We start from the raw sequence: 20,725 nt of genomic DNA on the forward strand, positions 1-20,725 counted from the left end.
CCGCAGCGCCTTTTCCTTGCAAAACCTAATGATCCAAACTACCGGACCGTCAGGCCTTGGTCGCTTCCGATTGACGCAAGCGTATATGCAACTCGCGCAACTGACGCTCGTCGACTTCGCTCGGCGCCTGGGTCAATAGATCTTGCGCGCGTTGCGTCTTCGGGAACGCGATCACGTCGCGGATCGAATCGGCGCCGGCCATCATCGTGACAACACGATCCAGACCGAACGCGATCCCGCCGTGCGGCGGCGCACCGTATTGCAGCGCGTCGAGCAGGAAGCCGAATTTCAGGCGTGCCTCTTCGGCATTGATCTTCAGCGCGCGGAACACCTTGCTTTGCATCTCTTCGCGGTGTATGCGCACCGAACCGCCGCCGAGCTCCCAGCCATTGAGCACCAGGTCGTACGCCTTGGCAAGACAACGGCCCGGATCGGTTTCCAGGTAGTCGACATGATCGTCCTTCGGGCTCGTGAACGGATGATGGCAGGCGGTCCAACGCGCTTCCGCCTCATCGTACTCGAACATCGGGAAATCAATCACCCACAGCGGCTTCCAACCCGTGAGCACGAGACCTGACGCGACGCCGAAATCGGAATGGCCCACTTTCAGGCGCAACGCGCCGATACTGTCGTTGACTACCTTGGTGCTGTCCGCGCCGAAGAAAATCAGGTCGCCATCTTGCGCGCCAGTGCGCGCCAGGATCGCGGCGATCGCTTCGTCGTGCAGATTCTTGACGATCGGGCTTTGCAAGCCGTCGCGGCCCTTGGCCACTTCGTTGACTTTGATCCAGGCCAGGCCCTTGGCGCCGTAGATCTTGACGAAATCGGTGTAGCTGTCGATCTCGCCACGCGACATCTCACTGCCCTTGGGCACGCGCAATGCGACAACTCGACCGCCCTTGGTGTTGGCCGGAGTGCTGAACACCTTGAAATCGACTTCCTTCATGACGTCGGTCAACTCGGTGAATTCGAGCTGCACGCGCAGGTCGGGCTTGTCCGACCCGAAGCGGCGCATGGCTTCCTCGTAGGTCATCACCGGGAACTGCGCATCGAGATCGACATCGATCGTGTTCTTGAAAACACCGCGGATCATCGTCTCGAACAGATCGCGGATTTCCTGTTCGCCAAGGAACGAGGTTTCGCAATCGATCTGCGTGAATTCCGGCTGGCGGTCGGCACGCAAGTCTTCGTCGCGGAAGCACTTGGTGATTTGATAATAGCGATCGAAGCCCGACACCATCAGCAATTGCTTGAAGAGCTGCGGCGATTGCGGCAACGCGAAGAAATGACCGGCATTGACACGCGACGGCACCAGATAATCGCGCGCGCCTTCAGGCGTGCTCTTGGTCAGCATCGGCGTTTCGATGTCGATGAAGCCCTGGGCATCCAGGTACTTACGCACTTCCATCGTTACGCGATAACGCAGCATCAGATTCTGCTGCATCTGCGGACGACGCAGGTCGAGCACGCGATGCGTGAGGCGCGTCGTTTCCGAGAGGTTGTCGTCGTCGAGCTGGAACGGCGGCGTGACGGACGCATTGAGCACCGTCAGCTCATGGCACAACAATTCGATCTTGCCGCTCGTGAGGGTCGCGTTTTCGGTGCCGGCCGGGCGCGCACGCACGAGGCCCTTGATCTGCACGCAAAATTCGTTGCGCACACCTTCGGCAACCGCGAACATTTCGGCGCGGTCCGGATCGCAAACCACCTGCACCAGACCTTCGCGATCGCGCAGGTCGATGAAGATCACACCACCGTGATCGCGGCGGCGATGCACCCAACCGCACAGCGAGACCGTCTGGCCCAACAGTTTTTCGGTCACCAGACCGCAGTACTCAGTTCTCATCATCGACATGGTTTTGGTTCTTCGTCTAAAAAGGCCGTGGCGCGAGCAGCGCAGCGGCGGGTTACAGCGGACGGGTTACAGCGGTGGTTCTACCGGGTGCGCAGGACGGCGCACCGAACTGGCCGGCGCCACGACACCCATGGAAACAATATATTTAAGCGCAACATCGACGGTCATATCGAGTTCGATCACGTCGACACGCGGCAGCATCAGGAAAAATCCGGAAGTGGGGTTCGGCGTGGTCGGGATATAGACGCTGACGTAATCGCCCTGCAAATGGGTCACGACGTCGCCACCCGGCGCACCGGTCAAGAACGCGATGGTATAGGAGTCGCGGCGCGGATATTCGATCAGGACCGCACGGCGAAACGCATTACCGCTGGACGACAGCAACGTGTCCGAAACCTGCTTGACGCTAGTGTACAGCGGCCCCACCACGGGTATGTGGGCAAGCAGCGCTTCCCACCACTGTACGAGCTTCTGGCCGATGAAGTTATGCGCGAACAGGCCCACCACGAAGATGAAGGCCAGCGTGAGCAACGCGCCGATGCCCGGCAGGTTGAAGCCCAGCAACGCCTGTGGACGCCACGCCTGCGGCAACAGCGTGAGCGTCTCGTCCATCGTGCCGATAATCAACCCCAGCACCCAGAGCGTGATGGCCAGCGGCACCAGCACGAGCAGTCCGGTGAGGAAGTAGGTTTTCAGCGTGATCTTCTTGGTCATGGTCTCGGTTTCGCCGTCAAAGCCGGTCAAGTTCAGGCCTTGCTGCCACCTGTCGCACTTTTGCTGCTGTCGCTGGCGGAACTCGCGGTGGGCGCGCTGACGGCCGGCGTGGAAGCTGCGGGGGTTGCCGCCGAACTGGCGGTCGATGTATTGCCGGCCGCGCTACCGTTCGTGCCCTCCTTCGCCGCGCTGGCGGGGGCCGCATCCGCAGTCGCTGCGCTCGCGCCGTCCGCGGGTTTGGCGGCGGGCTTGCCGCCTTTATTGCCATCGCGAAAATCGGTCACGTACCAGCCGGAACCTTTGAGCTGAAAACCGGCGGCGGTCACCTGTTTGCTGAAGGTTTCCTGGCCACATTCGGGACATAGTGTCAACGGTGCGTCGGAAAGCTTTTGCAAGGCATCTTTCTCGTAACCGCACGACGAACAACGGTAAGCGTAAATCGGCATGGCTTTTCCTACTCAGGGTCACGCAAAGCCTTGAATTATAGCGGAAACCGATGGCGAATAATGCGATCGACGCGGCGAAGCCGCCCAAGCGCGCCTTGGGGCGCGCGGCCCTTGGCTGCCGCAGGTTGCCTCAGACGGCGCGGCGGCGCCACGTCAGCCAACGTTCGCGGCCAGCGAAAACGGGGATCGAATCTTCCACAGGATGATCGTCGATACACTCGAAAAACGGCGTGAGCAAGCTATGTAGCGCCGACTCTTCGATCGCGAACGGCGGCCCTTTGCGCGTCTCGCCAAAAAAGAACAAACCGGCCAACAGCACGCCCGGCGCGGCCAGCTGCGCCATATGGCGCGCGTAATCGGCGCGACGCGCAGGGGGGAGCGCGCACAGGAATGCCCGCTCGTAGATCCATTGCGGCTTCAGGCGCGTCTCTTCCGACGGCATATAGGTGAAGAAATCGGCCTCCACCAGGCTGACCTTCTCGCCACCGGGCTGGCTCGCCAGGTATGACCGCGCCGCCGCCACTGCCGCAGCCGAGAAGTCGAGGGCCGTGACGGACCAACTGCGAGCGGCCAGCCAAGCGGCTTCGTAGGCACTGCCGCAACCGGGGATCAGAACCGCGCCCGGCGCCTGACGCTCGGCAAAAGCGCAGAAGGCCGGCGGCACGCCTCGCTGATCCCACGGCATGAACCCCTGTTCAAAGCGCTCGTCCCAGAAAGCCGGCGCATCGGGGTCGCGCGTGGTGAAGCTCGGCATAAGGCCGGGCGTATCGCTAGCTGCGCGTTTCGCTTTTTCCGCCGCAGGTGCCGCTTTTTCCATCGCGGGGTCCGCTTTATCCGCCACGCGTTCGGCTTTACCCACCGCGGGCTTCGCTTTACCCACCGCGGGCTTCGCTTTATCGGCCACGAGTTTATCCCCCACGGGTTTATCCACCATATCCGCCGTAAATAAAGAAATGGGCAATGATCACCCCCGCCCCCACCGCCAGCCCGAACACCAGCATGCCTTGCAGCAGCCGATTGGTGCGCTGCTGCTCGATCAGCATTTTTTGTATCAGCGGTTCGTTACCCATCGGTCGGCCGTCGTAATGCGGCGCCAGCACCTGATGGATCAGTCGCGGAAGTTGCGGCAGCGTCTTGCTCCATTGCGGCGCTTCGTATTTCAACCGGTCCAGCCAGCCCCGCCAGCCGATCTGCTGGTTCATCCAGCGCTCAAGATACGGTTTGGCGGTCTGCCACAGGTCGAGTTCCGGATCCAGCTCGCGCCCCAGGCCTTCGACGTTGAGCAGGGTTTTTTGCAGCAGCACCAGTTGCGGCTGAATTTCGACCTGGAAACGGCGCGAGGTCTGGAACAGGCGCATCAGCACCTGACCGAGCGAAATATCCTTGAGCGCCTTGTCGAAATACGGCTCGCAACATGCCCGGATCGCGCCCTCGAGCTCTTCGACGCGGGTCGCGGGCGGCACCCATCCTGACTCCAGATGCAGCACCGCCACGCGATGGTAATCGCGCTGGAAAAACGCGAGCAGGTTCTGCGCCAGATAATTTTTGTCGAAGTCGGACAGCGCACCCACGATGCCGAAGTCGAGCGCGATATAGCGGCCGAACGTCTTCGGGTCGATGCTGACCTGGATATTGCCCGGATGCATGTCGGCGTGAAAGAAGCCGTCGCGAAACACTTGGGTAAAGAAAATCTCGACCCCTTCGCGGGCCAGTTTCGGCACATCGACACCGGCGGTGCGCAGCGTTTCAACCTGGCTGATCGGCAAGCCGACCATGCGCTCCATCACGAGTACCGTCGAGGTGCAAAAGTCCCAATACATTTCGGGCACGAGCAACAAATCGAGACCGGCGAAATTACGGCGCAACTGACTCGCGTTGGCAGCCTCGCGCATCAGGTCGAGTTCGTCATGCAGGTATTTGTCGAACTCGCCGACCACCTCGCGTGGCTTCAGGCGCTTGCCGTCAGCCCAGAAACGCTCGACCCAGCGTGCAACGTCGCGCAACAGCGCCAGATCGCCTTCGATCACCGGCAGCATGTTGGGCCGCAGCACCTTGATTGCGACCGGCTTGCCGGCATGCGTCCCAGCCTTGATACGCGCAAAGTGCACTTGCGCGATCGACGCGCTGGCCACCGGCACCCGCTCGAATTCGTCGAACAGGGTGTCGACTTTCGCACCCAGCGACTTCTCGATGAGCTCCACCGAATGTTCGAAATCGAATGGCGGCACCTGATCCTGCAGCTTGGCCAGCTCGTCGGCGATATCGAGCGGCAGCAAATCGCGCCGCGTCGACAACACCTGGCCAAACTTCACGAAGATCGGCCCCAGGCTCTCCAGTGCCATGCGCAAGCGTACGCCGCGCGGCAATTCATGGCGGCTGAACGGCACCACGCGCAGTATGAACTGGACGCCCCTATGCTTGAAATGCGATAACGCGACCTCGTGCAGGCCGAACTTGAACATGGTCCGGGTGATCTTGAAAAATCGGAAAATACGCATGGTGCAAACTTATCCGGTATCTAACTTGTGCGACCCGGCGACGTCGCGTCGGGTCCGCTGTGCTTAGGGCTGGTCGTGTCGTCGGCTGCAGCCGGCCGGGCGGGTGGTGCCTTCTGGTCGAGCCGCTCGATGCGTTTCTCGAGCCGCGCGAGCGCGTCGCGCACGCTCACCAATTCACTGCGCATCTGATCGAGCGAACCCTGCCTGACCAGTTGCGGATTTTCGTCCAGGAAATACTCGGCCACCGACTCCAGCAGGCTCAGGCCCGAGCGGCGCGCCTGGGCCAGCGTCGCGCGCGCGTGCTCGGCCAACTGGTGCGCCGGGGCGTCACCGATCAGTTGAGCAAGATCCTCCTCGGGCTCCCAGCGCAAGTGCTCGGCCAACCGTGCGATCGTGCTGGCAAATTCGGCGTCGCCATCGATCTTGACGTGCTTCATCGCCGCCGCCTGACCGCCCTGCAAAAACGCTGAAGCGGCGCTGGCCGACGCGCGTATGGTCACATCGTAGGTTGCTTCTGTGACAGGAGCGCTTGCGTGCGAGGACGGCAGCTGACCTGTGGACTGAGAATCGGACTGAAAAGCGGGCGACTGAGGTGCGGGCTGAAAAGCGGACGCAGGTGCCGGCTGCCCGCGCTGGTCGGGCTGCCCCTGCGGATCACGCGACTCGTCTGAGTGCGCGGCCGGATCGGACGACATCGGCCATGCGCGCAGCAAACCCTGATCGTCGACCTGCAGGCCGATCGAAAAGGGCGGGCTCTCCAGACGCACGGTCTTGCCGGCGTAGGCTCGCAACTGCTCGCGCGCCCATTCTTCGCGTGCGAGCAAATGATTCACTGCGACACAGAACGATTTGGCGACTAGCTGGCCAGGAGTCGATTCGAGCATAAGGTGCTTTGTGCGGAGGGCCGCAGTGTCAGGGGCAGAAAACAAAACAGGAAGCGAAACAGGAAACCAACGCGCGGAAATGACCCGTCACGGCACCCACAAGCACACACCGACAACAGGCACCACGACGCCACGGCACCGATCATAAGGCATCACGGCGCCATCGCAAGCCCAACTAGTATTTGGTGCCGATATGCAGTGCGCAAACACCGGCGGACAGGTTGAAGTATCGCACTCCTTCCAGGCCCGCCGCTTCCATCATCGTCTTGAGCGTGTCCTGGTCGGGGTGCATCCGGATCGATTCCGCCAGGTACCGATAACTTTCGGCATCTTTGGCAATTTTATCGCCCAGCCACGGCAACACCTTGAAGGAATAGACGTCGTACGCCTGCGCCAGGGGTGCCCAAACCTTCGAAAACTCCAGCACCAGCAATTTGCCGCCGTGCTTGAGCACACGCCGCATTTCGGCAAGCGCCGCTTCTTTGTGGGTCATATTACGCAAACCGAATGCCACTGTGACCACATCGAAATAGTGATCGGGAAACGGAATCTTTTCAGCATCGCATAACAGCGTGGGCGTAATCACACCGGCATCGTGCAAGCGGCCGCGGCCTACACGCACCATCGACTCGTTGATATCGGTCAACCAGACCTCGCCGGTCGCGCCCGCTTTTCTCGCGAAGGCTTTCGCCAGGTCGCCCGTGCCGCCAGCGATGTCCAGCACTTTGTAGCCTGGGCGGACATTGGCTTGAGCAATCGTGAACGCTTTCCAGACACGGTGCATGCCCGCCGACATCAAATCATTCATGACGTCATAGTTCGATGCCACCGAATGAAATACGCCCGCCACTTTTTGGGCTTTCTCTTCTTCGTTGACTTGCTGGAAGCCAAAATGGGTCTTGCTCACTGGCACCCTCCTTATCAGTTATGCCGATGACCGTGACCGTGCCCACCGTGCGGGGCGGCGCTCATCGGTGCATCGCGGTCTACGCCTGCCTGCGCGAGCGTTTGCAGGTATTCCTGCCAAAGTGTCTCCTGCCGCGTTGCCAGATCGTAAAGATGATCCCACGAATAGATACCGCTCGAATGTCCATCCGAGAAGGTCGGCTGGATCGCGTAATGGCCCACTGCGTCGATACTCGTGACAGTGACGTCGCGCTTGCCGGTTTGCAGCGTTTCCTGCCCAGGCCCATGACCGCGCACTTCGGCCGACGGCGAATAAACCCGCAGAAACTCGAACGGCAGACGATAGGTGCTGCCATCGGCATATTGCAATTCGAGCACCCGCGACTGGGTATGCAAGGTGATGCCGCTAGGCACCGGCGTATCCCGCTCAAGTCCTGCCATGGCGCAGCTCTCTTACTAAAAATTATTTAAATATCAATGACTTGACGCTGTATCCAACGTATCCAGCGCTTCGACCAATGCCAGACGCAAACCCTCGGCCTGCGCTACCCGTTTGGCTAGTACGACAGGTTCCACGGCGCGACGTTCCGTAGCCCAGATCGGCGCAGGGAAGTGTGCGTCGTCGGCATAACGCGGTATTACATGCCAGTGCACGTGCGGCACCTGGTTGCCCAGGCTCGCGAGGTTGATTTTTTGCGGTGTCATGACGCGGCGCATCACGCGCTCGACCGTGGCGACAACCTGCATCAGATGCCGTTGCTGCGCTGCATCCAGATCCGAGAACTCAGCGACGTGCGCACCCCAGACCACCCGGCAAAAACCTGGGTAATCGGCTTCTTGCGCAGCGATCACGCGCAGCCATCGATCGCTCCACAGCAGCTCACCGCCGGTTTCTTCGCATAGCGAACAACCAGCGACAGCGTTGCTACCCGCGCCGCCGTCTGTGCTGCTTTCCGCGCGGCCGCCGGTGCTACCTGAGCCCGACGATGCCTGCTGGCCGATCGCGCCACTCGTCATACGAGCACCCGCTCGATGCCGCCCTTGTTGGCACGCTCGACGTACTCGGGCAACCAATTCTCGCCGAGCAGATTGCGTGCGATCTCGACCACGATGTAATCGGCCTTCACGTCCGCATCCTCTTCATAGCGCGACAGCCCCTGCAAGCATGAGGGGCAGCTGGTGAGCACCTTCACCTCGCCTTCGAAGCCGCCGGTGCGCGCCCGATCGGCACCCTTGCGCATTTCCTCTTCCTTGCGGAACCGCACCTGTGTTGCAATATCCGGCCGCGATACCGCGAAGGTACCCGACTCGCCGCAGCAACGCTCGGCCTTCTCGATCGTATAACCGTCCTGCGCCGCGCCCATCAACTGGTTGACCAGCTTGGTCGGATCCATCGTCTTGATCGGCGTGTGGCACGGGTCGTGATACATGTAGCGCATGCCGTTCACGCCTTCGAGCTTGACCCCCTTCTCCAGCAGGAATTCGTGAATATCGATAATCCGGCAGCCCGGGAAAATCTTCTCGAATTCGTAACCGGCAAGCTGGTCGTAGCATGTGCCGCACGACACCACCACCGTCTTGATGTCGAGATAATTGAGCGTGTTGGCAACCCGATGGAACAGCACCCGGTTGTCCGTCACCATCTTCTCGGCCTTGTCGTATTGACCCGCGCCTCGCTGCGGATAACCGCAACACAAGTAACCCGGCGGCAGCACGGTCTGCACGCCGACGTGCCACAGCATCGCCTGCGTCGCCAGCCCCACTTGCGAGAACAAACGTTCCGAGCCGCAACCCGGGAAATAAAACACCGCTTCGGTATCCGCCGTGGTCGTTTTCGGATCGCGGATGATCGGGACTATCTTGTTGTCCTCGATATCGAGCAGTGCGCGCGCCGTCTTCTTCGGCAAATTGCCGGGCATTTTCTTGTTGATGAAATGCACCACCTGCTCCACAATCGGACGCGCACCACCCGTCGTGCTCCCCGGCTTGGCAGTCTGCTTGCGTGCGAATTTCTTCAGCACCTCGTTACCCAGGCGCTGCGCCTTGAAACCCACCTCGATCATGGTCGCGCGCGTGGCCTTGATGGTCTGCGGGTTGGTCGCATTCAGGAAGAACATGCCGGCAGCCGAACCCGGGTTGAATTTCTTCTTGCCCATCTTGCGCAACAAGTTGCGCATGTCCATCGTCACGTTACCGAAATCGATATTGACCGGGCATGGCGCTTCGCACTTGTGGCAGACCGTGCAATGGTCGGCCACATCGTTGAACTCGTCCCAGTGCTTGATCGACACGCCACGCCGCGTCTGCTCCTCGTACAGGAACGCCTCGATCAGTAGCGAGGTGGCCAGGATCTTGTTGCGCGGGCTGTACAGCAGGTTGGCGCGCGGCACATGGGTGGCGCACACCGGCTTGCATTTGCCGCAGCGCAGGCAATCCTTGATGCTGTCGGCGATCGCGCCGATATCGGACTGCTGCATGATCAGCGATTCGTAGCCCATCAAACCGAAGCTCGGCGTATAGGCGTTGCGCAGATCGGCGCCCTCCATCAGCTTGCCCTTGTTGAAGCGGCCGTGCGGGTCTACCTGGAGCTTGTACGCGCGGAAATCGGCGATCTCTTCCTCGGTCAGGAATTCCAGCTTGGTAATGCCGATCCCGTGTTCGCCCGAAATCACGCCATCGAGATCGCGCGCGAGCTTCATGATGCGCACCACAGCGGCGTGCGCGTCCTGCAGCATTTCGTAATTGTCGGAATTGACCGGCAAGTTGGTGTGCACATTGCCATCGCCCGCGTGCATGTGCAGCGCGACGAACACCCGGCCGCGCAGCACCTTCTTGTGTATTGCCTGGGCTTCTTCGAGAATCTGCAGGAATTCGCCGCCGCTGAAAATATGACGCAGTTCTGCGCGAACTTCCGCTTTCCATGAGATACGGATCGTGCGGTCCTGCACGATATCGAGCAAGACCGCGTCGGGTTGCCGGTCGCTGCGCTGCGCCATCTCCTCGGTCAGCGATTCGTAGCCATGCATCACCAGCTGATGACGCGCTTCACGCAACGGCATGTCCAGATGGTCGCGCACGTACTCCCAACGTGCACGGGTCTTGCGCAGCAGATCGAGCGCCACGTTGACGCGGTCTTCCAGCAGCTCCGCGCTCGGAATTTCGTTGGCGTCGTCGCTCCTGCCCAGCGGCAGCTTGCCGGCGGCGAAGAATGCTTCGAGCGCGGCTATCAGTTGCAGCTTGTTTTTCACCGACAGTTCGATGTTGATGCGCTCAATGCCGTCGGTGTACTCGCCCATCCGATTCAGCGGGATCACCACGTCTTCGTTGATCTTGAAGGCGTTGGTGTGTTTGGATATCGCCGCCGTGCGCGAACGGTCCAGCCAGAAACGCTTGCGCGCTTCGGCGCTCACGGCGACAAAGCCCTCGCCGCTGTTGCCGTTGGCCATGCGCACCACTTCCGAGGTGGCGGCTGCCACCTGGTCGGCGTCGTCCCCGACGATATCGCCCACCAGCACCATCTTTGGAAACGCGCTGCGCTTGGACTTGGTCGCATAGCCGACTGCGCGCAAATAGCGCTCGTCCAGATGCTCGAGGCCCGCCAGAATCGCGCCGCCCTGCTTCGACGTTTCGAACAGGTAATCCTTGATCTGCACGATCGATGGAATCGCATCGCGCGCCTGGCCGAAAAATTCCAGGCAAACGGTACGCGTGTGCTTGGGCATCTTGTGCAAGACCCAGCGCGCGCTCGTGATCAGCCCGTCGCACCCTTCTTTCTGGACACCGGGCAAACCGGCCAGGAACTTGTCGGTAACGTCCTTGCCCAGGCCTTCCTTGCGAAAGCGCTTGCCTTCGATTTCAAGCAGCTTGGTGCGCAGCAGTTGCTCGCCCGGCGCATAGTTGCCGTCATACCATTTCAGCTCGAACGTAGCCGACGGTGCATCATGGATCTTGCCCATGTTGTGATCCAGGCGCGTTATTTCGAGCCAATTGCCGTCCGGATCCACCATCCGCCACCAAGCCAGATTGTCCAGGGCGGTGCCCCACAGCACGGCCTTCTTGCCGCCAGCGTTCATCGCCACGTTGCCGCCTATGCACGATGCATCGAGCGAAGTCGGGTCGACCGCGAACACGAAACCGGCTTTCTCGGCCGCCTCCGTCACACGCCGGGTCACGACGCCGGCGCCGGAGAAGATGGTGGCGACCTGCGTCGACACGCCGGGCAGATCGGTCATCGTGACCTCGCCGAGCTGCTCCAGTTTTTCCGTATTGATCACGGCCGAGAACGGCGTGAGCGGTACCGCACCGCCGGTATAGCCGGTGCCGCCTCCGCGCGGAATCACGGTCAGTCCCAGCTCGAAGCAATCCTTGATCAGGCTGGCGATTTCCAGCTCGGTGTCGGGCGTGAGCACCACGAACGGATATTCGACGCGCCAGTCGGTGGCGTCGGTCACGTGCGATACGCGTGACAGCCCGTCGAAACGGATGTTGTCCTTTTGCGTATGACGCCCCAGCACCTTCATCGCGCGGCGGCGCAAGTCGCCGAACTCCTTGAATTCGCCGGCAAACGCCGTTACCGCGGTGCGCGCGGCCGCCACCAGCGCCCGCACCCGCGCAGCGCGATCCTGGGCGTTGCTATCCACGGAGGTCGACAAATCTGCACGGCTCCGCTTCTCGATTTCGCTCAGGCGGTGTTCGAGCGCGTCGATCAGCAGCGTGCGGCGTTTCGGGTTGTCGAGCAAATCGTCCTGCAGATACGGATTGCGGCGCACCACCCAAATATCGCCCAGCACTTCGTACAGCATGCGAGCCGAGCGGCCGGTGCGGCGTTCGGCCCGCAATTCGTCGAGCGCTTGCCACGCCGCTTCGCCCAATAAGCGAATCACGATCTCGCGGTCGGAAAACGAGGTGTAGTTATACGGAATTTCGCGCAGTCGCGGTGCCGCGTCGAGTGTTGCGACCGGCTGGCCGCTCGGATCGAATACTTGGGGTGCGTTCATTTTTTCGTCAGTTCGGTAAGCCGGCGTGGTGCCTGCCGGCGGGTGCACCGCGCGTACCGCGAAATACCGGTACGGGCTAGGCGCAAATCAGACTGAGAGGGTCTCTCGTTGTGAAGCTGGACGGTGCTGTGGCAATCAACGCCGGATCAAGCGGATCGGCCACTAGCCACGCGACGGCCCGCGCGTAACGGGCTAGGCTGCGAATGGGGTAAACGCATCGGTCGTGTCGGTCGGAACATCGTTTGAGTTCGGATTCTTGGGTTCTTAAAGCCCGATTGTACTGCATCGCAGCGTGGCGCGTGCCAGCCATCGGCCGCCCCTGCCGTGGCGCAAAGGCGCGCCTACGGCCGTAGCGCGGTCTTCGTTGCGGCACAGCATCGAATCGTAGCGCGGGCGCGGTTCCGGTGCCGCGCGCCGGCTGCTAGCCATCGTTTAGTGAGGCGCTAGTCGCCAAGGCGCTATCATTAGCGTTTGCGCCGCACGCCACTATCACCTTTTTTAAGAATCGATCCGCATGTCCGCTCCCGACTATCTGAAGAAAATCCTGACCGCCCGGGTCTACGATGTGGCCCGTGAAAGCGAGCTGACTTTCGCCCGCCGCCTATCCGCACGCTTGGCCAATCAAATTCATTTGAAGCGCGAGGATAACCAGGCGGTGTTTTCGTTCAAGCTGCGCGGCGCATATAACCGCATGGCCAACCTGAGCGCCGAAGAGCGCCAGCGCGGGGTCATTACGGCGTCGGCCGGCAACCACGCCCAGGGCGTCGCATTGGCCGCGTCTCGGTTGGGGCTTCATGCGGTGATTGCGATGCCGGTCACGACCCCGCAGGTCAAGGTCGACGCGGTGCGCACCCATGGCGGCGCCAACGTCGAAATTGCCCTGTTCGGCGATTCCTATTCCGATGCCTATGAACACGCTTTGACCATACAGGCGCGGCGCGGGCTCACGTTCGTCCATCCGTTCAACGATCCCGATGTGATTGCAGGCCAGGGCACGGTAGCCATGGAGATCCTGCGTCAGTTGCAGGGCCCGATCGACGCGATTTTTGTGCCGATCGGCGGTGGCGGCCTGATGGCCGGCATGTCCGTCTACATCAAGGCACTGCGCCCGGAGATCAAGGTCATCGGCGTGCAGACCGAGGATTCCTGCGCAATGGCGCAATCGTTGAAGGCCGGTGAGCGCGTCACGCTCACCGATGTCGGGCTGTTTTCGGACGGTACGGCCGTCAAGCTGGTCGGCGACGAGACCTTCCGCATCTGCCGTGAGCATGTGGACGAAGTGGTGCTCGTGGATACCGACGCGTTGTGCGCCGCGATCAAGGATATCTTCCAGGAAACGCGCAGCCTCGTGGAGCCGGCGGGTGCGCTGGCGGTGGCCGGTATCAAGGCTTACGTGGAGCGCGAGCAGGTGCAGGGCCGCACGTTTGTCGCGGTCACCTCAGGTGCCAACATGAACTTCGACCGCATGCGTTTCGTGGCCGAGCGTGCGGAAGTGGGTGAAGAAGGCGAAGCGGTATTTGCCGTCACGATCCCCGAAGAACGCGGGAGTTTCAAGCGTTTTTGCGAGCTGGTGGGCGAGCGCAGCGTAACCGAGTTCAGCTATCGGATTGCCGATGCGCAAAAAGCACACCTGTTCGTGGGCGTGCAAACCCGCAAGCGCGACGAAGATGCGGTGATTGCGGCCACCTTCGAGAAGCATGGCTTTGCCACGCTCGACTTGACGCACGACGAGCTGTCCAAACAGCATATCCGCTACATGGTGGGCGGGCGTTCGCCGCTCGCGCACGACGAACTGCTGTACCGCTTCGAATTCCCGGAACGCCCGGGCGCGCTGATGCGCTTTCTGTCGTCGATGGCGCCCAACTGGAATATCAGCCTGTTCCACTATCGCAACCAGGGCGCCGACTACAGCAACATCCTCGTCGGCATCCAGGTTCCGGAAAATGAACAAAGCGCCTTCGAACAATTCCTGAAGACGCTGGGCTATGCTTACTGGAACGAGAGCAACAATCCGGTCTATTCGCTGTTTCTATAGCCGCTCTTACTGTAATCATTTCTGGACGACCGCTGACCGTATGGCTTATTCGCTCGAAGACAAGCTGGTGGTAGCAATTTCCTCGCGTGCATTGTTCGACTTCGAGGCTGAAAACCGCGTCTTCGAGGAGGGCAACGACCGCGAATACCAAGCCCTGCAGCTCGAACGCATCGACGTGCCGGCCGCCCCTGGCGTGGCTTACCCGTTGATACGCAAGCTGCTCACGCTCAACGGGGTAGCTGCCGACAGCGAGCGGCGCGTCGAAGTGGTAATCCTGTCGCGCAACGATCCGGTCAGCGGCCTGCGCGCCTTCCACTCTTGCCGTGCGCTGGGGCTGAAAATCGAGCGCGGCGTGTTCACGGGAGGCCGCGCGCCGTTTCGTTATCTCGAATCGTTCCAGGCGGGACTGTTTCTGTCGGTAAATCCCGATGACGTCGGCAATGCGCTGGCCGCGGGCTTTCCGGCCGCTCGGGTCTACCCCGAGTCGGTCAAGATTGCGGAGAAGTATCCGAACGAAATCCGCATCGCCTTCGATGGCGACGCGGTGATTTTTTCCGACGAGGCCGAACGCGTTTTCAAAGCGCAGGGCTTGGACGCGTTCATCCAGCACGAGACCCGCAAGGTCAACCTGCCGCTCAAGGAAGGGCCGCTGAAGCCGTTGCTCGCCTCGCTGCATCGGCTGCAAAAAGCGGCTGATGCGACCACGCCCATGCGCATACGCACGGCGCTGGTTACCGCACGCTCGGCGCCGGCCCATGAACGCGCGATACGCACGCTCATGGAGTGGAACATCGAGATCGACGAAGCAATGTTCCTTGGTGGTCTGGACAAAGGCCGTTTCCTGCGCGAATTCGAACCCGACTTTTTCTTTGACGATCAGATCAGCCATTGCGAAGCCGCGCTCGGCGTGTCGCCGACCGGCCATGTGCCCAACGGCATTGCCAATATGGCGCCCGAATTTGATTCCCCGAGCTTGTTTGATACCCGAGTTGATACCTCGAGTTGATGCCTCGAATTTGATACCCCGAATTTAGTACTTGAAAATGACGCCTGATAATTCTCCGCTCGGACAATCCGTCCAATATCGCGATCAGTACGATCCCTCGTTGCTCTTTGCGATTGCGCGCAGGCCGGGGCGCGACGAGATCGGCGTGCCCGCCGCGCTGCCGTTTTTCGGCGCCGACATCTGGAATGCCTATGAACTGTCGTGGCTCACGCCGCGCGGCAAGCCGCAGATCGCGGTCGCGACCTTTATCGTGCCGGCCGACAGCGCTTTTATCGTCGAATCCAAATCGTTGAAGCTGTATCTGGGCTCGTTTGCGCAGACCCGTTTCGAATCGACCGAGCTGTTGCGCGACACCCTGCTGCGCGACTTGAGCGCGCTATGCGGCGCCTCGGTGCGCGTCACGCTCACGCAGCCATTCGAATTCGGCACGCTCACTCTTGAAGAACTGTCGGGTACCTCGCTCGACCGACTCGACCTGGACACTGAGATCTATCACCCCGATCCGGGCTTGCTGCGCGTGGACAGCACATCCGCACCGATGGATGAAACCGTCGTGTCCAACCTGCTCAAATCGAATTGCCCGGTGACGGGACAACCCGATTGGGCCAGCGTGCAGATCCGTTACGTGGGCGCACCGATAGACCACGCCGGGCTGCTGCGCTACATCATTTCGTATCGCAGCCACAGTGGCTTTCACGAACAGTGCGTTGAGCGTATTTTTATGGATATTGCGCGCACCTGCCACCCGCTCAAGTTGGCGGTCTACGCGCGCTACACGCGGCGCGGCGGCATCGATATCAACCCGTTTCGCACCAATTTCAACCTGCCGTTGCCCGACAACGCGCGCACGGCACGTCAATAGCCGGGGTACGCCGTGCAAACATTACAAACCCTTAGCGCAATCCGGCAACTCGATCCACTGGGCAAAGGGCTCGGCCCGCTACCAGCAAACTCAGTGCCGACCGGCGACGTCATTCATCTCCACTGGAACCTGCTGCGCGAAGACGTCTCGCTGCCCGCCGCAGTCCTCTATGCCGACCGGCTCGCGCACAATCTGCACTGGATGCAGCAGTTCGTTGCCGAATACGGCGTGCAATTGGCCCCTCACGGCAAAACCACCATGGCGCCGCGGCTGTTTCGCATGCAACTGGCAGCCGGCGCCTGGGGCATCACGCTCGCGACCGCGCCGCAGGTTCGAGCCGCTTATGACGGTGGCGTAAGACGCGTGCTGATGGCTAACCAACTGGTCGGTCGGCAAAACATGGCGTTGATCGCCGATCTATTGGTCAACCCCGGGTTCGAGTTCTTTTGCATCGTCGATTCCGCGGCCAATGTTGACCAGCTCGGCGCGTTTTTCCAGAAGGCGGGACGCTCGCTAAACGTGCTGCTCGAGATTGGGCTGCCCGGCGGGCGCTCGGGCGTGCGCGATCTCGCGCAACGCGACGACGTACTGGCTGCGCTGGCGCGCTGGCCGCGCGTGCTGAAACTGGCCGGCATCGAACTCTATGAAGCGGTGGTCGACGATGAGGCTGCCGTGCGCGCCGTATTGCGCCAGGCGGTCGCCTGGACCGGCGAGCTGATACACGCAGGGCGCTTCGCGCGCCAGCCGGCGCTGCTCTCGGGCGCGGGATCGGTCTGGTACGACGTGGTGGCGGAAGAATTCAAACGTGCGCACGCATGCGGTGCCGTAGAGATCGTGCTGCGCCCCGGCTGCTATCTGACTCACGATGCAGGGGTTTATCGCCAAGCGCAGGTGGGGGTCGAACAGCGCAGCGCCGTAGCGCGCCGCCTGGGCGCCGGCCTGCAGCCGGCATTGCAGGTTTGGGCTTATGTGCAATCGCGGCCGCAAGCCGATTGCGCGATCGTCGGTCTGGGACGGCGCGATGCCGGCAGCGCTTCAGGCCTGCCCTCGCCGGCACGCCAATACCGCCCAGGCGAAGCGGCGCCTCGCGATATCGACCCTGCGCTCGGTTGGGAAGTGTTCAAGATGATGGATCAGCACGCGTTCCTGAAGATCGCGCCGCACGACGATCTGCAGGTCGGCGACATGATCGCCTTCGACGTCTCGCACCCTTGCCTGACCTTCGACAAGTGGCGCCAGTTGCTGGTGGTGGATAGCACCTATCAGGTGACCGAAGTGATCGACACCTGCTTTTGACTAGCGCTTTTCAGTCGGCTGACGTTCGGAGCCAACAGGCGGAGTGCCGCCCGCGCTAGCCTCGACGATATGACGTTCCAGCAGATCCAGTCCTTGCGACAAGGATTTGAGCAAACTCTCGGGAAAATCATCGAGCACGGCGTCGAGAAAACGATTGCGCAGCGGCATCCCCTGCGCTACGACAGTGCGACCGGCGTCGGTCAGTTGGACATTGGTGACGCGGTTATCGCGCTCGTCGACGCTACGCGCGATCCAGCCCAGCGCTTCAATGGATTTCAACTGACGTGTCAACGCTCCTGCGTCGATCTGCAGTTTCTCGACCAGCAATTTCTGCGACACACGACCGCCATCCGACACGGCGAGCAAAATGCGCCAACGCGGCATCGGCTGCCCGACCTGGGCCTCGAATGCTGACAAAAAACTGCGATAGGTGCGACCGAATTGATGCACTACAGCGATCCTTTCCTGCTTATCGGACATCCCTACTCTCCGGCAGGCAAGCTTACAGGCGCGTCGCCCGCAGCCTGCCTGGTAAACGAAATCGGCGGCACGCGCCGCGACTGCCAAAGCCCCACGATGGCGACCACCACGGCCAGTGCCACGCCCAAATGGATTGCACTGACCAGTGTCTCACGAGCCGCTTCCAGCAGTGAGGCACCGTTATGCCCTTGGGTCGTCATTTGCGCCAACAGACCCGTTTGGGCGTCGTGGTTGATCAGAATTTGCGGATCGCTGAACTGTTCGCTCCACTGCGTTGCATGATCGGAGCGCAACGCAACGTTCACCCCGTGCGCATACTGGCGGGTAATCAGACTCCCCGTGATAGCGGCGCCGAACATGCCGCCTATCATCCGCATCGACTGCAATAGCGCCGTAGCGATACCCAAGTGCTCGCGCCCCGCCGATTGCTGCGCAAATACGGTCAGATTGGGCAGCACGAACCCTAGCCCGAGACCACCCGACAACATGAACACAAGCAACAGCGCGCGCGGCATCGAGCGCGTCGCCATCGAGAGCCCCAGACAGGCCAAAGCCAATAGGATAAAGCCAAGCTGCAGCATAATATTGGGATTGCGTACCCGCGTAATCACTCGGCTGTTGAAGATGCTACCCACCGTAATGAAAGCCACCAACGGCGTGATGAGCAGTCCAGCATCGCGCGGCGACAAGCCGAAGCCACCTTGCAACAGCAGCGGCGCATAAAAGAGTACGGAAAACATCGCGAAGCCGCTTAGCACGGCAAGCGTGAAGAGCGGTGCGAGCGCCGGGTTGCGGAACATCTCGAAAGGCAGCAAAGGCTGCGCGCATCGCTGCTCCCAGCGCCAAAGCGCATAACCGGCGACCAAACTGAATACCAGCAGCAGTGCGGTGACCGGCGTCACGCCATGCTTGGGCACCATCTCGACGAATAGTTGCAGACTACCCAAGGTCAGCGCAATCAGCGCCGCACCGGGCCAGTCGAGCCGCATCTTGAGCGCGGTTGCGGTGTGTCGCAAATGCGGCAAGAATCGCCCTACGAAAATAAGCGACAGCAAGCCGATAGGCAGGTTGACGTAAAACACCGAACGCCAACCGTAGTATTGCGTCAGCACGCCGCCCAGCGACGGCCCGACCGCGGTCGCGATACCGAATGCGGAGCTCATCATGACCTGCCAGCGCAGTCGCACACGCGGCTCCGGGAACAGGTCCGGAATGCACGCGAACGCGGTGCCCACCAGCATGCCGCCGCCGATGCCTTGCAAGGCGCGCGCTATCACCAGGAACAGCATGCTATTGGCCATTCCGCATAACACCGAGGCTGCGGTGAACACGACAATGGAGGCGATCACGAATGGCTTGCGCCCGTAAAAATCGCCGAGCCGGCCAAAGATCGGTACCGTGACGACGGAGGTCAACAGATACGACGTGGCGACCCAGGCGTATAGCTCAAAGCCCTTGAGCTCGGCCACCACGGTCGGCAGCGCCGTGCCCACGACGGTCTGGTCCAGGGCCACCAGCATGACCACGAATGAGATCCCGAACATCGCCATGAGCGATGCGCGAAACGGTAGGACCTGCCCGCTGGAGTGCGCTGCGGAAGTATGAACAGCCATGTTTGTCGGTACAACTATTGCCTTATCAACTAATAGTTTAACACGGCCGCGCGATGACTTCTACTCGGCGGACTGCAAAAACCAAGGTCGGCTCGCGTGCCCCCGCAAGAATCAGTTGGCGCGCCGCTTCTCTACGGTCGTCGAACTGGAACGCTCGGTCGAGCGTTTGATGAACGTGCAGGCGCGTCCGAGCGCCGTGCGCGCTTCCGGCAACCATTGCGCGAAAATCTGCCACGCGTGCGGCGTGTCGGGCCAGGTTTCCAATTGCACCTCCACCCCAGCTTCGCGCGCACGCTCGGCAAAACGCAACGCATCGTCGCGCAAGACTTCGCTATCGCTGGCCTGGATCAACAAAGGCGGCAGACCATGCAGATCGGCGTACAACGGCGAGGCGAGCGGATCCGTGGCGCTGGCGTCGCCCAGATAAATTTGCGCGGCCGGCCCGACGGACACGCCGTGGAACATGGCATCACGCTCAGTGTTACTGATCAGGGAATGTCCGGTGGCGGCCAGGTCCGTCCATGGCGAAAACACCACCGCGGCGGCCGGCAAAAGGTCGCCGGCGTCGCGCAGAGCGACCAGCGTCGCAAGCCCCAGGCCACCACCTGCGGAGTCTCCCGCCAACACAATGGACGTATGCGCGATGCCCTGCTCCAACAACGCCCGATAAGCGGCCAGCGCATCGTCGACGGCAGCCGGAAACGGGTGCTCCGGCGCTAACCGATAATCGAGCGCGAAGACGCGGGCTTGAGCCCCGGTGGCCAAGGCATAGGTAATTGGACGATGCGTGCGGGGCGAACAGAAGTAGTAGCCGCCGCCGTGCAGGTAAAGCACGGTCGGCCGTGTACCCGCAGAGGACTCAGGGTGGATGGGTTCTATCCATTCACCGCTGAGGGCTAAGCCCCCCCTGGAATCACCCCTGGAATCACCCCCGGAGTCATCGCCGGAGCCACTCACGCGATAGCCGTCGTGGCGCCGCCAGCCGGACGGTAACTTCGGAGAAGGGAAAAAGCCCTGGGCACGCTTCCTGAGAGCCGCGATGTCGATCGGGCCGCTGTTCGAGCGGGGTTTGGAATGAGGCTTAAAGCGGTGTCGCAAAAACCACGACAGCGCAGTATTTTGCCAGCTCATGG

Annotated in this window: 17 protein-coding genes; 4 read left to right on the forward strand and 13 right to left on the reverse strand. The window is 61.4% G+C overall.

The features are described from left to right. Positions 1-49: 49 nt before the first annotated feature. From aspS to GSQ77_RS22555, 10 genes are all read right to left on the reverse strand, one after another. Complete coding sequence (gene aspS / locus GSQ77_RS22510) at positions 50-1,846, reverse strand: aspartate--tRNA ligase (protein WP_158906485.1); 1,797 nt, start codon at positions 1,844-1,846, stop codon at positions 50-52. A gap of 75 nt (positions 1,847-1,921) precedes the next feature. Continuing rightward, complete coding sequence (locus GSQ77_RS22515) at positions 1,922-2,569, reverse strand: DUF502 domain-containing protein (protein ID WP_158904992.1); 648 nt, start codon at positions 2,567-2,569, stop codon at positions 1,922-1,924. A 32-nt stretch (positions 2,570-2,601) separates the two neighbouring features. Beyond that, positions 2,602-3,015 (reverse strand): FmdB family zinc ribbon protein, encoded by a 414-nt coding sequence (locus tag GSQ77_RS22520; protein WP_158904994.1) that lies wholly within the window; start codon positions 3,013-3,015, stop codon positions 2,602-2,604. Positions 3,016-3,145: 130 nt separating this feature from the next. Beyond that, positions 3,146-3,949, reverse strand: a complete 804-nt coding sequence (locus GSQ77_RS22525) for a methyltransferase domain-containing protein (protein ID WP_158904996.1) — start codon at positions 3,947-3,949, stop codon at positions 3,146-3,148. After that, positions 3,939-5,513 (reverse strand): ubiquinone biosynthesis regulatory protein kinase UbiB, encoded by a 1,575-nt coding sequence (gene ubiB / locus GSQ77_RS22530; RefSeq protein WP_158904998.1) that lies wholly within the window; start codon positions 5,511-5,513, stop codon positions 3,939-3,941. The genes GSQ77_RS22525 and ubiB overlap by 11 nt, the downstream gene beginning before the upstream one ends. A gap of 20 nt (positions 5,514-5,533) precedes the next feature. Next, on the reverse strand, positions 5,534-6,397 hold the full coding sequence (locus GSQ77_RS22535; protein ID WP_254067742.1) for an SCP2 domain-containing protein: 864 nt from the start codon (positions 6,395-6,397) through the stop codon (positions 5,534-5,536). A gap of 175 nt (positions 6,398-6,572) precedes the next feature. Further along, the gene (gene ubiE, locus GSQ77_RS22540; RefSeq protein ID WP_158905000.1) at positions 6,573-7,304 is read right to left on the reverse strand and encodes a bifunctional demethylmenaquinone methyltransferase/2-methoxy-6-polyprenyl-1,4-benzoquinol methylase UbiE; all 732 of its coding nucleotides are present in this window, start codon (positions 7,302-7,304) and stop codon (positions 6,573-6,575) included. Positions 7,305-7,318: 14 nt separating this feature from the next. Next, complete coding sequence (locus tag GSQ77_RS22545; protein WP_158905002.1) at positions 7,319-7,744, reverse strand: gamma-butyrobetaine hydroxylase-like domain-containing protein; 426 nt, start codon at positions 7,742-7,744, stop codon at positions 7,319-7,321. Between the two features lie 33 nt (positions 7,745-7,777). Further along, positions 7,778-8,320, reverse strand: coding sequence for an HIT family protein (locus GSQ77_RS22550; protein WP_158905004.1), 543 nt, complete (start codon positions 8,318-8,320; stop codon positions 7,778-7,780). After that, positions 8,317-12,300 (reverse strand): FAD/FMN-binding oxidoreductase, encoded by a 3,984-nt coding sequence (locus tag GSQ77_RS22555; RefSeq protein ID WP_158905006.1) that lies wholly within the window; start codon positions 12,298-12,300, stop codon positions 8,317-8,319. Before GSQ77_RS22555 ends, GSQ77_RS22550 begins: the two co-directional genes overlap by 4 nt. A gap of 514 nt (positions 12,301-12,814) precedes the next feature. Here GSQ77_RS22555 and ilvA point away from each other — a divergent pair. From ilvA to GSQ77_RS22575, 4 genes are read left to right on the forward strand one after another with little or no spacing between them, the layout of a single operon-like run. Next, positions 12,815-14,335, forward strand: coding sequence for a threonine ammonia-lyase, biosynthetic (gene ilvA, locus GSQ77_RS22560; protein ID WP_158905008.1), 1,521 nt, complete (start codon positions 12,815-12,817; stop codon positions 14,333-14,335). A gap of 40 nt (positions 14,336-14,375) precedes the next feature. After that, a complete protein-coding gene (locus GSQ77_RS22565) occupies positions 14,376-15,341 on the forward strand; it encodes a 5'-nucleotidase (RefSeq protein WP_158905010.1) in 966 nt (321 codons plus the stop codon). A gap of 37 nt (positions 15,342-15,378) precedes the next feature. Continuing rightward, positions 15,379-16,203 carry an NADPH-dependent 7-cyano-7-deazaguanine reductase QueF gene (gene queF, locus GSQ77_RS22570; protein WP_158905012.1) on the forward strand — a complete coding sequence of 275 codons (825 nt, stop codon included), beginning with the start codon at positions 15,379-15,381 and terminating at the stop codon, positions 16,201-16,203. Between the two features lie 12 nt (positions 16,204-16,215). Then, entirely contained in the window at positions 16,216-17,499 is a 1,284-nt protein-coding gene (locus GSQ77_RS22575; RefSeq protein ID WP_158905014.1) for an amino acid deaminase, read from the forward strand. Here GSQ77_RS22575 and GSQ77_RS22580 read toward each other — a convergent pair whose 3' ends face one another. The 3 genes from GSQ77_RS22580 to GSQ77_RS22590 all read right to left on the reverse strand — a co-directional run bounded on the left by GSQ77_RS22580 (position 17,500) and on the right by GSQ77_RS22590 (position 20,723). Then, the gene (locus GSQ77_RS22580) at positions 17,500-17,979 is read right to left on the reverse strand and encodes a MarR family winged helix-turn-helix transcriptional regulator (RefSeq protein WP_158905016.1); all 480 of its coding nucleotides are present in this window, start codon (positions 17,977-17,979) and stop codon (positions 17,500-17,502) included. 2 nt (positions 17,980-17,981) lie between these two features. Next, positions 17,982-19,592, reverse strand: a complete 1,611-nt coding sequence (locus GSQ77_RS22585) for an MDR family MFS transporter (protein ID WP_158905018.1) — start codon at positions 19,590-19,592, stop codon at positions 17,982-17,984. Positions 19,593-19,703: 111 nt separating this feature from the next. Next, positions 19,704-20,723 carry an alpha/beta hydrolase gene (locus GSQ77_RS22590; protein WP_158905020.1) on the reverse strand — a complete coding sequence of 340 codons (1,020 nt, stop codon included), beginning with the start codon at positions 20,721-20,723 and terminating at the stop codon, positions 19,704-19,706. Positions 20,724-20,725: the final 2 nt, after the last annotated feature.

It is taken from the genome of Burkholderia sp. L27(2015) (genome assembly GCF_009765705.1).
GTDB lineage: Bacteria > Pseudomonadota > Gammaproteobacteria > Burkholderiales > Burkholderiaceae > LMUX01.